The organism is Streptomyces sp. NPDC030820 (assembly GCF_055572075.1).
Map to the genome: position 1 here is coordinate 88,292 of NZ_JBVIEB010000017.1, position 13,973 is coordinate 102,264.

At 65.9% G+C, this 13,973-nt stretch carries 12 protein-coding genes and 1 pseudogene; 5 read left to right on the forward strand and 8 right to left on the reverse strand.

Annotated elements, in window-relative coordinates:
* Positions 1–120: 120 nt before the first annotated feature.
* Together ACZ418_RS35960 and ACZ418_RS35965 are read left to right on the forward strand one after the other, a co-directional pair.
* Entirely contained in the window at positions 121–729 is a 609-nt protein-coding gene (locus tag ACZ418_RS35960; protein WP_468371382.1) for a DUF6461 domain-containing protein, read from the forward strand.
* 306 nt (positions 730–1,035) lie between these two features.
* On the forward strand, positions 1,036–1,599 hold the full coding sequence (locus tag ACZ418_RS35965) for a hypothetical protein (protein WP_468371383.1): 564 nt from the start codon (positions 1,036–1,038) through the stop codon (positions 1,597–1,599).
* A 379-nt stretch (positions 1,600–1,978) separates the two neighbouring features.
* Here the strand turns inward: ACZ418_RS35965 and ACZ418_RS35970 are convergent, their stop codons facing one another.
* The 4 genes from ACZ418_RS35970 to ACZ418_RS35985 all read right to left on the reverse strand — a co-directional run bounded on the left by ACZ418_RS35970 (position 1,979) and on the right by ACZ418_RS35985 (position 4,412).
* Positions 1,979–2,437: a hypothetical protein gene (locus tag ACZ418_RS35970; protein WP_468371384.1), complete on the reverse strand. Its 459-nt coding sequence runs from the start codon at positions 2,435–2,437 to the stop codon at positions 1,979–1,981.
* 16 nt (positions 2,438–2,453) lie between these two features.
* The gene (locus ACZ418_RS35975; RefSeq protein WP_468371385.1) at positions 2,454–3,212 is read right to left on the reverse strand and encodes a hypothetical protein; all 759 of its coding nucleotides are present in this window, start codon (positions 3,210–3,212) and stop codon (positions 2,454–2,456) included.
* Positions 3,213–3,278: 66 nt separating this feature from the next.
* Entirely contained in the window at positions 3,279–3,842 is a 564-nt protein-coding gene (locus ACZ418_RS35980; protein ID WP_468371387.1) for a SigE family RNA polymerase sigma factor, read from the reverse strand.
* A 189-nt stretch (positions 3,843–4,031) separates the two neighbouring features.
* Complete coding sequence (locus ACZ418_RS35985) at positions 4,032–4,412, reverse strand: hypothetical protein (protein WP_468371388.1); 381 nt, start codon at positions 4,410–4,412, stop codon at positions 4,032–4,034.
* A gap of 731 nt (positions 4,413–5,143) precedes the next feature.
* Here ACZ418_RS35985 and ACZ418_RS35990 point away from each other — a divergent pair.
* Together ACZ418_RS35990 and ACZ418_RS35995 are read left to right on the forward strand one after the other, a co-directional pair.
* Complete coding sequence (locus ACZ418_RS35990; RefSeq protein WP_468371389.1) at positions 5,144–5,713, forward strand: helix-turn-helix domain-containing protein; 570 nt, start codon at positions 5,144–5,146, stop codon at positions 5,711–5,713.
* Complete coding sequence (locus ACZ418_RS35995; protein WP_468371391.1) at positions 5,659–8,955, forward strand: WD40 repeat domain-containing protein; 3,297 nt, start codon at positions 5,659–5,661, stop codon at positions 8,953–8,955. The genes ACZ418_RS35990 and ACZ418_RS35995 overlap by 55 nt, the downstream gene beginning before the upstream one ends.
* A gap of 475 nt (positions 8,956–9,430) precedes the next feature.
* Here ACZ418_RS35995 and ACZ418_RS36000 read toward each other — a convergent pair whose 3' ends face one another.
* Complete coding sequence (locus ACZ418_RS36000) at positions 9,431–9,799, reverse strand: VOC family protein (RefSeq protein WP_468371392.1); 369 nt, start codon at positions 9,797–9,799, stop codon at positions 9,431–9,433.
* Between the two features lie 111 nt (positions 9,800–9,910).
* Here ACZ418_RS36000 and ACZ418_RS36005 point away from each other — a divergent pair.
* A pseudogene (locus tag ACZ418_RS36005) lies at positions 9,911–10,711 on the forward strand (IS5 family transposase).
* 272 nt (positions 10,712–10,983) lie between these two features.
* On the opposite strand, the gene ACZ418_RS36010 reads toward ACZ418_RS36005, so the two are convergent.
* The 3 genes from ACZ418_RS36010 to ACZ418_RS36020 form a co-directional block, all read right to left on the reverse strand.
* On the reverse strand, positions 10,984–11,754 hold the full coding sequence (locus tag ACZ418_RS36010) for an alpha-ketoglutarate-dependent dioxygenase AlkB (protein WP_468371393.1): 771 nt from the start codon (positions 11,752–11,754) through the stop codon (positions 10,984–10,986).
* The gene (locus tag ACZ418_RS36015) at positions 11,738–12,967 is read right to left on the reverse strand and encodes a hypothetical protein (protein ID WP_468371395.1); all 1,230 of its coding nucleotides are present in this window, start codon (positions 12,965–12,967) and stop codon (positions 11,738–11,740) included. The genes ACZ418_RS36010 and ACZ418_RS36015 overlap by 17 nt, the downstream gene beginning before the upstream one ends.
* 376 nt (positions 12,968–13,343) lie before the next feature.
* Positions 13,344–13,970 carry a helix-turn-helix domain-containing protein gene (locus ACZ418_RS36020; RefSeq protein WP_468371397.1) on the reverse strand — a complete coding sequence of 209 codons (627 nt, stop codon included), beginning with the start codon at positions 13,968–13,970 and terminating at the stop codon, positions 13,344–13,346.
* Positions 13,971–13,973 lie beyond the last annotated feature (3 nt).

The following is a 13,973-nucleotide window of genomic DNA, read 5'->3' on the forward strand; positions in this document are numbered from 1 at the left end:
CAACTCACGATGATCAACGGTGGTCGCACCCGTCTCCGCACCGGCCCCGACCAGCAAGATCACTACCTCCAGCTGGAGTATTAGCCACCGATGTCAGTGGCATCAGCGAGGATATCGGGCATGACTTCGACTGCTGCCGACTACGTGTGGTTCGAGGAGCGCTTCCCCGAGCTCGCAGAGGCATATTGCTTCACGCTGGTGCACAGCCTGCCGCCTTCAGAGGTTCTCCGCCGCCTCCAGGGGCGTGAGGAGCCTCCGCAGACCGGGGCAGAGCAGATAGTAGAGGCGGCCTTCAACCTCCTCAAATCCGACGACACCCGGCAGCTGATCGCCATGACGACCATCGAAGACTGGACGCTGCTGATCGAGCCCAATGGCTATCTCGGCGTCACCGAAGAGAAAGCCCTGCCGGCATCCGCCGGCAACAGTTGGGTCTCGCACTTCGTCACCGTCAACGGCGTCGACTCGTTTCTCTGGGCCGAGGACACGACGAACCGCCTGGCCTTCGAGCCCGGATTCCCCGACAGCCGATGGGGAACGACCCCCGACGAACTGCTGAAGGCCATGCACGACATCGGCTTCCAGTTCTGGGAGGAGACCTCCGACACCGCGGAGAACCTATCCGCACCAGCAGCGTTCGCGCTGGCCGAGCTTCTGACCAGCGTGCGCATCACACCAGAACTCCTTCAAGAAACGACCTTCACCTGCGGCAGCACAAAGATCAGGTGACCCAGCGGTGGCCTCGCTTCCGCACGACGTGCCCACGAGCGCGGCCTGGATCGCCCGCGCCCTGAACAGCTCCGGCTACCAGGCGGACTTCACACCCGACACCCTCCCGGAGATCGAGCCGTTCATGACCGAGCACAGCGACCCCGGGATCGCGGTGACCGACGGCCTCCCCGCAACGTCCCCCGATCGCCACGCAGTGTCACAGCCGCGTGTCCTCTCGACATCCGTCATAGTGGCGACATGGCTGACGTGGATATTGTCTGCATAGGGCGCCGTCGATGTTCACCGCGAAGGAGAGTCAACCTGATGACCAAGTGGTGGGAAATCCTCCTCTCAGCACTTGCGGTACCAGTCGGCTCAGCGATGGTCGGCGGTATTAGCCTCGCAATCAAGGACTCCCGGAATGCTAAGAGCGCCGATCAGCAACTGCGGCACGCCGCAGCACAGGTGCAATTTATCAATGACTGGGTGAAGACCCGACAGATTCTTGGACAGCCGAGCGACACCCAAGGAGCCCTTGACTGGCTGGATAAATGCCTTAAATCAGCCGAACGGCAGATGATCGCCGCTCAACGAAAAAAGGCCATGTATCTGCACCGGTTCCTCTTGCTGGATCCGCTAAAGTCACGCATGGCACGGTTCGCCCGCCTGCTCTTCTGGCTATACCTGTTCTCACTCAACCTAACAATAATCATTGAAGTCGTGGACATCGTCAAATCCAAAAATGGACCGGATGCGCTCTCGTACTCCGACGTCATTATCTACCTCGCGGTAGGAAGCGCAATCAGTCTTGCATTCCGCGGATGGGCGAAGGCTACAGAAGATCGGTTCACGCAAAAGCACGCTAAGAGTCGAGCGAAAGCTAGCTAAGTATTGGGCGGCCGAATTACCGCCTGCGGCTCGGAGCGCCCAGGGTGCTGACGGCGAGCAATATTCCCACACGCTGAATGCCGTCGAAGTCGGTTACTCAATGCGACGGTTCGAGCTCCCAGTGGATAGTGAATTTGGAAGTTCAGAGAGACGTTGGACGGTCCGAGCACATCCTGGACGCTGTATCAGCGTTGACCGGGCATGGTCGGGAAGGAGAAGGGGCGAGGGCCTCATCGCGTCGGGGCCACGCCCGCAGGTCACCATGAGGGGTTTGGCGAATAGTCGCCAGCGTCAGCTGCACACTGGTCGGTCTCGTCGTTCCAGGTCGCCGCATCCCGCTCGTATCAGTAGCTCCCGGCCCCGGTACTCTACCTGCCGTTCAGCGATCGCCTAGAGTGCGCAGCACGTCGCTGAGGATCTGGGACGCGGTTTCCACGTCCTCCCCGTAGGAGACCGGGGAGCGCTTCGCGAGCTGTTGGAAGATGGCCAGCGCCTCTCGGGCCGACTCGACTGCGATGGCTGGCTCGGCCTCGACCTCAGTTCGGACGGCGGCGTTTGCGAGGAGGACATGGGCCAGGCCCGGCAGGCTGTCCGGGTCGGCCCGGGTGAGTCGTCGTGCGATCGCGGTCGCCTCCGCGCTGTACGCCAGGGCCGGCCCTGTGTCCTGTTGCTTCGCCGCGGTGAGCGAGGCGTAGTAGAGGGCCTCCAACAGTCTGGGCTCGTTGGAATCCGGGGCGTCGTCGGCGAGGGCGCGGAGCTGCGTCATCGCCTGTTCGAGCACCTCGCGGGCCGCCGGGACCTCGCCCTCCGCCAGGTACTCCTTCGCGCGAAGGAGCATGAGTGCCGCCGCCACCTCACGGGCCCCGCGGCTTGAGGATCCTCAGTGCGGGGAAGACGTGGTCCTTGGGCTCGTCCTCCTCGTCCCCCGGCGCCAGGTTGTTCTGGCCGTCTTCCTCGTCCTCCGCCACGTCGTCCTCGACCTGCCCGCGGTCTGCCGGGGCGTGGACTGCGGCACCGGCAGCAGCTGCCTGCCCAGCAGCACTTGCGGCGGTGTCGACGGACACGGGTGTGCTGTAGGCCTGCAGCGCGGCGGCTAGGCGGTGTCCCTCAGCGGTGTCCGGCATCCGGGAGACCGCCGCGGCAGCCTGGAGCAACGACGGCAAAATCACCTTCAGGGCTTCCTGGTCGCCGCCCGCGACTGCGGTGCGCCATGCCGCCAGTTCGTGGGTGAGGGCGGCGGGAATCCCCTGGTGTCCGCCGGACGTGTAGGGAAGAGCGGCTTCGGCCAGTTCCAGAGCGGCCGTGCCGCCGGTGGCCGGCGAGGGCGTCGGGCTGTGGGTGTGGTCGAGGGGTGCGGCTCCGGCGTCGAGGAAGCGGGCGTGCAGCAGGTCGGGCCGCAGGTATGCCGAGCCGATCGCGCCGAAGTCGCGCTCCGCTACGGTCACCTGGACCTTGGAGGGGTCCTGCGTCGGTGCGAGTGTGACCAGGACGTAGGCGTCGAGGAGACCGAGGAGCGCGGGGTGATCGCTGTCGATGATGGCCAGGACCGGGACGTGCAGCGTGCAGACGTCGTTTCGCTGTCCTCGTATTTCTCCATGAGGCCATCGCGCCAACAACGGCGGCTGACCACGCCAAACGCCTGACATCGTTGGCGCCGGGGATGCGGTGCATCCCGCGCATCATCGAGCCCGGCGATTGGCCGGCGGGCATCCACGGCCAGCGGTCGCCGCAGCAGAGTCGGGGTCGCGGCGCTGAAGCTCCTGACGGAGCCGGGCGAGTGCCCGGTGCAGAGTGCTCTTGACCGTTCCGGGCGCCATGCCGAGGGCGGTGGCCGTCTCGTCGGTGGACATCTGCTCCCAATGCCGCAGTACGACGACGCTGCGCTGCACAGGCGTGAGCACCTTGAGGGCGTCCATTAGCTCGACGCGGTCCGCGTGCTGCTCGGCGCAGTCGGTGATGGATGTGTCCGGGAGGTGTTCGGTGGGGAGCTCCTTGAGCCTGCGGGAGCGCCACCACTCGGTGCGTGTGTTGATCATGACGCGGCGCAGGTAGGCGTCCGCGAGCTGCTTGTCCGCTATGCCCTGCCACCGGAGGTACGTGCGTAAGAGGGCGGTCTGCAGCAGGTCCTGGGCGTCTAGGGGGTCGGCAACAAGGCGTTGGGCGCTGCGCAGCAGAGCGTCGTGCCGCGTGCGGACGTATTCGTCGAATTCCAGCATCTCATCAGGGCGCTTGTATGGGTTCATGTCTGGATTCCTTTGTCCATGGGCGTGCGGGGCTGGGACGGGCTGTGCGCCCCTGCGGCGGACCGCACGGGCACAGCATCGCCAGTTCGAGTTGACGCCGGGCGCCGGGGAATGGGATGTCGCATGAGCGCCTGGCGCTCTCAGGGCTTGGCCGGCGGCTCAGCCGGCCTGTCCGGCAGTGAATCCGTTTTAGCCGGTGGTGTCCCACTTCCAGTTGCTGCAGTTGTCGCGTTCGAAGGGGACGTTCACACAGACCCGGTACTTGATCGTCTGCCCGTTGGTGAAGCTGCGGTTGAAGTCGACATGGGTGTGACAGCCCTTGTCGTTGCGCAGGGTCCGCGTACTGGCCCCCGCCCTCTGGTACTGCGCGTATACGGAGTGGCCATCGCACAGTGTGTCGGAGAGCCGGAAGTCGTCCGTGCTGCTCCAGTAGTTCACCCGCCCAGCTTCAGCGCCCATGTACCAGGCCGATGCCTTGCCGGTTGCGGACGCGGTGCCGATCTCGCACAGCGACAGGACACTCACTGCCGTCACTGCGACAGCGGCGCGATAGAAGGTACGCAAGGACATGCCACCTCTCCCAACGAGGCGTGGGGACAGCGCGTGGATGAGCTGTGCCGTTCAGGTTTCGCTTGTCGTTTGTGCCGGTGTCGAACGCGACAACGGGTGCTGTGTGTGGGCGGGGTGTGATGCTGGTCCGGCCTCTCCCCCGTGGGAGGTCGGGCCATTGCCGCGCACTCGGAGAGTGATCAGCACCACTTGGCCGAACTCATGGTCGGCAGGTGCCTGGAGCTGATGTACTTCCAGCCGGTGTTGCGGTTCAGCGGGTAGAAGCGGTCATTGCGGTGTCAGTCCTCCTAGAACCACACCTGGCAGTAGCGGCCGTGTTGGCCTTGCCCTGGTGCGGCTGAGCGGCGGTCCCCGCAGCCGCGTGCGGGACTGCGGCAGCGCCGCTGGCACCGCCGAATGCGAGCCCGCTTCCGAGGACGGCCGTGGAGACGGCGAGAACAATGCGCTGGGCGAGCGTTCATGAGGTGGATGTTCCGCTCCTGTGCGGTCGATGAAGGCGGTGAGCGGTAGCCCATGCCGTCGGCTTGCACCACCGAGTTCAGCGGCCCAGGAATTGAATGGGCAGCCGGTTCAGCCACCCTGATCAATGGCCGCGTCGCAGGTCACGGGCATGGCTGTAGCGCTGACCAAAGAAGGCGCATCACGTTTGCACTTCCGTCGCGGGCGTGCGTAGCGTGCGAGCGGTCGTGCCGCGTCCACGGGGGAAGCGGGACGCGGGAGGTGAGTTGTCCATGGCGGGACGTCCGGAAAGCCCGTTGGACCCAAGCGCTGGGCCGGTTGAACGGTTCGCTGCCGAGTTACGCAAGCTGCGGGCGGAAGCCGGCAGCCCGACGTACCGGTCGATGGCGAAGCGCACGGGCCAGGGCGCCAGCACTTTGTCCCAGGCTGCTGGCGGCGAACGGTTGCCGACCTTCCCGGTAGTCCTCGCCTACGTCCAGGCCTGCGGTGGGAACCCGGAAGATTGGGAGGCGCGGTGGCGTGAGGCGGCTGCGGAGGCGGCGGCCGAGCCGCGTACCGAGAATGAGGATGCTGCGCCACCGTATCGAGGACTGGCCCGCTTCGAGCCGGGCGACGCCAATCTGTTCTTCGGCCGCGACGAACTCACCGGCCGTCTCGTCGAGCTGACGCGTTCCCGTCGGTTCACTGCGGTGTTCGGTCCGTCGGGCAGCGGCAAGTCCTCTCTGCTGCGTGCCGGCCTCATCCCCCGCCTCCGTGCCCCGACCCGGCCGGCCCACAGCCGGCCGCGTTGCGCGTCCTCACTCCTGGCGAGCACCCCCTGCGCACCCATGAACAGCGGCTGACCCCGAAGGACGGCGACGGGGACACGTGGCTGATCGTGGACCAGTTCGAAGAGCTCTACACCCTCTGCCGCGACCCCGCCGAGCGCGACCAGTTCATCGACCGCCTCCTGAACGCCATCGATCCCGGGAGCAGACTACGCGTCGTCATCGCCGTCCGGGCCGACTTCCTTGGCCGCTGCGCCGAACACCCCGCCCTGACCGCCGCGTTACAGGACGCGACCGTGCTGGCCGGCCCCATGAGCCGCGACGAGTTACGCGAGGCCATCACCAAACCCGCCCAGGCCGCGGGGATGATCGTCGAACGCTCTTTGACAGCGCGGCTGATCGAAGAGGTCTCCGGCGAACCCGGTGCGCTCCCGCTGTTGTCCCACGCCCTCCTGGAGACTTGGTACCGCCGCAATGGCCGTGCCCTCACCGAAGCGGCGTATGAAGCGGCCGGCGGCCTGCAAGGCGCCATCGCCCGCACCGCCGAAGACACTTTCGGCAAGCTCACCCCCGCGCAGGCCGACCTTGCCCGGCACATGCTGCTGCGGCTGATCACCCCTGGAGACGGCACGCCCGACACCCGACGGCCCACCGATCGCGGCGAGCTCGTCAGCAGCGCACCGAACGGCGCACAAGCCGATGCCGATGTGGTCCTGGAACGATGGGCCCACGCCAGGCTGATCATCCTGGACGACGAAACGGTGGACCTCGCCCACGAGACCCTGATCAGCGCGTGGCCCAGGCTGAGCGGATGGATCGACGCCGAACGCGACCGCATACGAACCCACCGCCAGCTGACCGAGGCCGCACGAGCCTGGCAGGACCTCGACCGCGACCCGGGCGCCCTCTACCGAGGTACTCGGCTGGCCATCGCCCAGGAGGCGTTCGCGGCACCAGAGCGGCACGCTCACCTCACCCCACTGGAACAGTCATTCCTGTCCGCCGGTTTCGCGGCTCGCGACCAGGAGAAACAGTCGGCAGCACGTTCCACCAGGCGGCTGCGTACGTTCGTCGTGACCCTGTCGTGCTTGGTCGTCCTGGCGCTGACAGCCAGCCTGGTTGCCTGGCAGCAGAACCAAGCCGGTCAGCGCCAACGCGTCCAGGACGAAGCCCGCCGGGTCGCGGCCGTCGCGGAAAGCCTGCGTTCGTCCGAGCCCACCATCGCAATGCGGCTCAGCCTCGCGGCCTGGAAAATAGCCAACCTTCCGGAGACTCGTTCGGCACTGTTGGCATCCATGGCCCAGGGAAACGAGGACGCCTTCCGGATACCGGGGTCTTCCGACACCGACGCGACCTACCTCAGTGATGGCGGACGCTTCGCCGTGTCCGTCCGGAGCGGCCAAGTCACGCGATGGGACGTGCGCGCACATCGCCGGCTCTCTTCCTTCCCCATCCCGGTGGCTGACGGGCCGACCCCCATGAGGAGCGCTCTTTCACCGGACAGACGGACCCTGGCGGCTGCCACCGGTCGGTACGTGAACCTGTACGACGTGCGCACGGGCCGACGCACCGGGCGGCTGCCGGACGTCGAAGTGGCATCGCCCTCCTTCGGCCCCAGCGGGCGCACCCTGCTGCTGTCCGCCACCGGAACCGGGACTGCCTCCGTGGCGCGACTGTGGGACGTACGCCGCCACAAGTTGCTGTTCCAGGCTGGCAAGGCGCCCAGCGCAGGAGGGCTGAACGACCCCGCCGGCGGCAGCGACGAAGCCGTCGCCGTGGCCGCCATGCTCCCCGGCGACGCGGACGTCAGTGCCGACGACCGATTCCTCGCACTCTGCTCCGACAACAGAATCGAGGTCTGGAACGTCGAGACGCACCGTCGGTCGCCGGGCCCATGGACGGCGCTGCACAGCGATCAGTGCCCATCCGCGGGCATCCGTTTCGTTCCGGGCGGCGACGAACTGGCGATCGCCACCGACAGTGGCATCCGCATCTGGGACGTGCCTTCGGGAAAAGCGCGCACCCGCATCGAACACCGCGGTCTTCAGACGGCGGCGTACACGTCGGACGGCCGGCTGGCCATCGCCTCCGACAACAGGGAGATGGCCCTGTGGAGGCTCGACGCACCGCAGACGCCCTTGTTCCGGGCCGCTGTGACGGCTCCGGTCTCCACAGAACTGCAGCTCGACCGGCGCGACGGTCTGATCCGGTACGTGTCGAGTGGCGCGAGCACCACAGTGTGGTCGCTTTCGCTCGGCCACGCCCTGCGGCCGGGCTACCGCGAGGACGTGACGACGAGCGCCGCCTTCAGCCCGGACGGGGGGCTGCTTGCCGTTGCACGGCAGTCGGGCGGCCAGCATCGCCTGCGGCTGATTGACGTCGTACACGACACGGTGCTCGCCGATCATCTACCCACGGCGGCTTGCCCCCTTGAAGACCAAGAGGAGCCGGGCTGCACGGACAGGACGGCGTTCTCTCCCGACGGCCGGGCCCTCGTCTACTTCTCCGGCGCCTGGGAGGAAGACGACGACGAACTGACGCTGCATGTCGTCGACACCCGCCATCCCACAGCGCGGACCACTTTCCGCGTCCCGGCACCAACCGGCGCAGTGGCGGACATCGACGCGCTGGCATTGGGTGACAGGCGGACCGCGCTGCTGTCACTGTCCAGTGATCGGATCGAGAGATGGGACATACGCCGTCATGTCAGAACGGGCCGATGGCCACACGTCTACGGGGAATCCCTCGCCACGCCCGATGACGGTCGGCTGCTGGTGACCCCGGACGGGAAAGTCATCGACTTCACATCGGGCAAGGCCACGCATCGCAGCCTTACTCAAGGAGAACCCACAGCGGTGGCCCTCAGCCACGACGGCGAGCGGTTGGCAGCCGGTGACGATTCCGGCTGGGTCACACTCTGGGACCGCCGTACCTGGCGGCGACTGGGTGAGTTGCCCATCGGCTCCGCTGTGTCGTCGGACGGCGACGGCTCCGAGGGGATCTCAGCGATGGCCTTCTCCCATGACGGCAGGACTCTGGCCGTGGGAACGGCTGACGGCCGCGTTCAGCTGTGGGACGTCACGACTAGACTGGCGATCGGCGCGGCTCTCTACAGCTCAGGAGGCCCCGTCATGGCGCTGGCATTCCACAAGGACGACCGTACCTTGTACGTCTCGAGCCAACATGTACCCCTGGAACGCTACGAGATCGCTCCCGACCGGGTGGCATTCGAGGTCTGTCGGCGGACAGGCACCGGCCTGTCACTGTCCGAATGGCGGACCTACGTGCGCAACGTGCCGTACACCGCCTCCTGCTGAACGGGAGGATCGGTAGGAGTGGAGTGGGCCCGCGAGGACCAGTAGGCCACGATCGGACACCGACGCTGTCGGTCAACTACCTGAGCCGGGCCTCAAAGCGGCGTTCAAAGCCGCCATCTGCGACGGCACCGAAAAAGTCAGCAAGGCATCACTCGAAGCCATCCGCCTCGACCACCTCGCCGAAACCCACCGCCCCCCCGGCACACGAACCCGCCAACCCACCCCACCCAGCAGCACAAACAGCCTTGACCAGCGCAAAAACACACCAGGCGATTGGGTGCTGAAGCTACCTTCAAACGAGCCCGGCCCCTCTCAGTACAGAAGCCACAACCCCAGCTCACACGCCCTCCGTACGGACCCCGCCGCGCCACCCACCTGTTTCGCGCGCTGCTCGCTGACGGACATCGAGGCCACTACCGGCAATTGATCGCTACCGCAGGTAGCCCACGACCAGCACAAGCACCGCGGAACAGCGTCACCGGGCCGGGAACGGCTGAGTGAGGTTCACCGGGTTGCCGTCGGGGTCCTGGATGTGCGCGACGCGCTGTCCCCACGGCATGTCGTTGGGGCCACCGCGGACCGAGCCGCCCAGCGCCGCCACCTGGCCGAGCGTCTCGTCGACGTCGTCGACACCGATGCTGAGCAGGATCCGCGCCCCCTGCCCAGTCCCCGGGTTCGCCTTGGCCACCAGCCCGAGGTCGGTGTCGCCGATGCGCAAGCCGAGGTAGAAGACCGGGCCTTCCGCTGGTACCCGGAAGATCTCCTCAGCGCCGAACAACCTCGTATAGAAGTCGAGCAGAACGTCCAGGTCGGCAGTCACGATCACTGGCTGGATGGTGGACATGGCACTCCTGTCGAGAACGGTCGTGTCGCTGGGTAGACCGTTCGAGGACGGTGAACTCATCGCTTAAGACGTCGTCTCATTTCGCCTCGTCGGTAGTCTGGGCTCGTGCTGATCGTGGAACGCTTGGTGCCGGACGAGCTGTACGACCCGTTCCAGCGGGTTGTGCCGCCCGCTCCGTCTCGACCGCAGGGTGGGGGTCGGTCGACGCCGGTACGGTGACCGTGAGGTCCGCGCGGCGATCATCTTTGTGGCCACAACGGGCTGCACCTGGCGGCAGTTGCCGCCGGTCTTCGGTCCATCGGGGCCGACCGCGCACCGGCGCTTCACCGAGTGGACCGCCGCCCGGGTCTGGGCGAAGCTGCACCGCGTCATCCTCGACGAACCAGGGTCACGCGGGGACCTGGACTGGTCGCGCTGCGCGATCGACTCGGTGAACATGCGGGCCCTGAAAGGGGGGAACTGACAGGTCCGAATCCTGCCGACCGGGGCAAGAAGGGCTCAAAGATCCACTTGATCACCGAGCGAACCGGTTTACCCCTTTCCATCGGCATCTCTGGCGCGAACCTGCACGACAGCCAGGCACTCAAGCCACTCGTCAGGGGCATCCCGCCGATCCGCTCGCGCCGCGGGCCGCGCAGACGACGGCCCGCCAAGCTGCACGCCGACAAGGGGTACGACTACGACGACCTGCGTCGATGGCTCCGCAGGTGAGGCATCCGGCACCGCATCGCCCGCAGAGGCATCGAGTCCTCCACCCGACTGGGCCGACACCGCTGGACGATCGAGCGCACGATATCCTGGCTCGCCGGCTGCCGCCGCCTGCACCGCCGCTACGAGCGCAAGACCGAGCACTACCTCGCCTTCACCGCCATCGCCTGCAGCCTCATCTGCTACTGCAGACTCGCCAAATGAGACGACGTCTTAACCGCATGATTGGCCAGCTCTACCGCTGCCTGCAGCAGCACAAACTATTCGATGAGCAGACGGCCTTCCCAGTCCCACTCGCCGCCGCAGCTTGACTCTTAGCATCATGAGGTGTCTGGCCATTCTCGGGCTCACTGCAGCCATGTGCTGCTACAAACGAATCGTCTGCCTCACCACGTAGGACACGGTCCAAATTGGATCCGTTCTGGTGGTCTGCATCGACTCAAGCACCCTGGAGAGCCGTTCGAATGACCTCAAGCTCAGACGGGCGGCATCAGATCGCTCTCGCTGATGGTGTACGTCAGCAGGGGGTAGACGAAGTCCGTCTCATCGTTCTCACGGCGTCGTAGCCGGTAGAACTCGTGTCTCTGCTCCTCGTCGGCCGCCATGAGGCGCGCACCCTGCGGGAGGTGTGCATGCCCGTCGCGGAAACGGACCAAGGTCTTCGACGTCCGAAAAGTTACACCAAGCCATTGATTGTCTGCCGCCCGGGCGGACACGTCCAATACGATCTTATGTCTGAACCGCCGGTTCGAGTCGACGGAGAACGCGACGACACTGTTATGGGCGAGGGGAATCTCGAACTTCTCGCCACCACCCTCCTTTGATTCGAAGATCAGCTGTCGTGGCAGGCCCGCCTCGGGATGCTGATAGCAGGAGAAGACGGCGATGAACGACTCATCGGCGAGATCGAGAGCCTGGTCAGAATGGCTCCCCATGGTGGTGTAGGCATTCGTGTAGCTCTCGATGAGGGCGTTGTTGAAGCCGACCGAAACCCCCACGTGTTCTTGGATCTGCCGCGCCAGCCGTTCGTGCACCGTCCGGAAACGCTGTGTCGGACTGCCGTATCGCGTGGTGGTGCGTACGAGAGGCACCCCACCCGCCTCGTCGACCTTGGTGAGCACGGCGCCTCGGCGGCCTTTTCCTACGTCCTCCCAACGAACTGAAGCGGACAGCTCGGCGAAGAAGTTCTCCTCGGCCGGAAAAGCGTACGAAAGGATCTCGTCCGGGATTCTAGGCTCGGGGGGCAAGGTAGTCTCCCGTGTTCATGCTGAAGAGGAATTCGTCGCCGTAATCTATGAAAGACGAGGTCCTGTTCTCCTCGGCGTACAGCCTGCGCAGCTCGTCCATGCCGGCCTGGGTGGGCGGCTCCAGCCGCACCACGTCTCCGGCCACTTTGAGGAACGTGTGTCCGTTCTTGTGAACGGCCTCGGTGCTCGAACAGCGCACCACGTACCCCAGGCGGGTCGGGAGCAGGTCGGCGTCCAGCGCCGAGGGCCGGATCTCGTGGGTGTACAGGCGGTTGGTGGACAACGGCATGAAGAACACGGAGCCGGGATAGAGCGTCAGGGTGAACTGCGGGGGAAGCACCATCCCGTCGCGTTCTTCGGTCGCCTCCTTGAGGCGGAAGTGAAGTCTGGTCAGCCCGCTGACCTCCCTCACACCGTAGTCGAAAGCGTCTTCGGCCAGGGGCTGCAGACCGTCGAGCCGGTCATAGAAGGTGCAGAAGGCCATGACGCCATTGACAGGCATGTCCTTGGTCTTGTCGGCATGGGCCGAGATCTTGGCCTTGGACTGCTTGCGCTCGGCTGTGGCACGGGTGTTGTGGTAGATCTGGGCAAGAACGTGATTCAGCGGTGCCTGATCCCGGAAAACGGCATCGGCCTCGCGGTTCAGCTCCTCGACGATGTGCGTGTCGGTCGGCCCAAAGCTCTCGGTCGGCCCAGAGAGATTCGTGGAGCACCTGAGCAGACGGAAATGCAGTTCGTCACCCTCCCGCGTGACGGGCGTCAGGTAGATCCCTCTGCGATGGGCCGTTCCGGGCTTGGTGGACTCCGTCAGGGACTGGAACGCGTGCTCCGCACGGATCCGTCCGAAATGATCGGCACCCATCTCGAAAAAGCGGCGGTAGTACACGCCGACGCCGTGCACGCGGACGGGAACTCGGCCGAGATCGACGGGATTCCAGGGCTGGCCAGCATCCTCGTGATAGTCGTGTGATAGCTCCCGGACGACGAACACCCGGGCAGCTTCGTTCAGTTGACGGCTACTGATCCCGGATATGTCGCCACACAGATAGACGGTCTTCTGTGTCAGGTCGAGCGCGCCAGAAGCAAGATCCTCCGGCGTGATCACCGATCCGAAGAAGTCCCGGACCAAGTCATCGTCCTGCAACGCCAAAGACGCCACCAAAACGCTGCTCGCATCCTCGACACAGGCTTCCCTCAGCTCTGTTGTGTACATCAAATGGTACCCGTCATTCGCAGACCTTGATGGATGGCTCAACACCGTGGACATGGCAACGGCCCGCCCTCTTTCGTTCACGTCGCGAAACGCAAAAGAAAGCAGGCAGACCATTGAACCTTGATGCTCTCACGGGCCTCGACAGCGGGCAACGACCTTTATTGTGGGCCCGAGGTCGTCCGGGCGAGGCGCTGCATGCCATCAACGAGGCACCACCAGCCGGGCAGCCACTGGTACTACCCAGCCGCACCGCCGAGTTCCGCAGAGCTCTGACCCCGCCAGCAGGAACCACCGTGCTACTTATAAGACCTCCGCCAACGTCCCCGCGGCTGGCCAAGGTATTGATGCAGGGCAGTGGACCGCTCTGCCACGGCGCCTACGCCGTCCCCCGGGCCTCCAGTCTTCGACAGAACACCTCGACGATCCCCTCCAAGAAGGCCCGGGCCTCCTCGCCGGGGTTCAGTGTGATCGTGCCGGCGCCCCAGTCGAGGGTGCCGGTGAGGGACTGGTAGTCGGCGTGCAGGTGGTGAAGGGCGCCTTCGATGCGGGGGCGCGGGCGGGGCACCAGGCGGTGGACCGGGCGCACGTAGCCCTGCCAGCGGGTGGTGACCGCACGGCGCAGCAGCTCGGCCAGTCGTCCGGCCTGACCGGTCACTTCGAGGTGGGCCGCAAGCGGCAGCGCCAGCATCTCGGTGAGCAAGGCGGCCTGAGACCGAGTCAGTTGCCAGCGCTCGCTTCGTTCCATCTCCTCGTAGGCCGCCGGCGTGATGCCGAGCCGCAGCGCGACGTCAGCGGCTGGGTTCCCGGCGGCCAGCCGGTGCTCGCGTGCGGTGCGTGGCGCGGCCATCAGATCGCCGATCGAACACCACAGTGCCCCTGCCAGGGCGGTCAGTTCCTCCTCGGTCGGCGCCTCCCGGCCTGATTCCCAGCGCGTCACGGTCAGCGGCGACACGTGCAGGCCGTAGGCGGCTCCCATCACGGCTGCCACCTGTGCGGGATGCATGCG

What these genes read in the sequence shown, in the direction of transcription:
- ACZ418_RS35970 (WP_468371384.1), bottom strand. Translation starts at nt 2,437, where the DNA reads ATGCTCCTTCGCGCGAAGGAGTACCTGGCGGAGGGCGAGGTCCCGGCG.
- ACZ418_RS35985 (WP_468371388.1), bottom strand. Translation starts at nt 4,412, where the DNA reads ATGTCCTTGCGTACCTTCTATCGCGCCGCTGTCGCAGTGACGGCAGTG.
- ACZ418_RS36015 (WP_468371395.1), bottom strand. Translation starts at nt 12,967, where the DNA reads ATGTACACAACAGAGCTGAGGGAAGCCTGTGTCGAGGATGCGAGCAGC.
- ACZ418_RS35960 (WP_468371382.1), top strand. Translation starts at nt 121, where the DNA reads ATGACTTCGACTGCTGCCGACTACGTGTGGTTCGAGGAGCGCTTCCCC.
- ACZ418_RS35990 (WP_468371389.1), top strand. Translation starts at nt 5,144, where the DNA reads ATGGCGGGACGTCCGGAAAGCCCGTTGGACCCAAGCGCTGGGCCGGTT.
- ACZ418_RS35980 (WP_468371387.1), bottom strand. Translation starts at nt 3,842, where the DNA reads ATGAACCCATACAAGCGCCCTGATGAGATGCTGGAATTCGACGAATAC.
- ACZ418_RS35965 (WP_468371383.1), top strand. Translation starts at nt 1,036, where the DNA reads ATGACCAAGTGGTGGGAAATCCTCCTCTCAGCACTTGCGGTACCAGTC.
- ACZ418_RS36000 (WP_468371392.1), bottom strand. Translation starts at nt 9,799, where the DNA reads ATGTCCACCATCCAGCCAGTGATCGTGACTGCCGACCTGGACGTTCTG.
- ACZ418_RS36020 (WP_468371397.1), bottom strand. Translation starts at nt 13,970, where the DNA reads ATGCATCCCGCACAGGTGGCAGCCGTGATGGGAGCCGCCTACGGCCTG.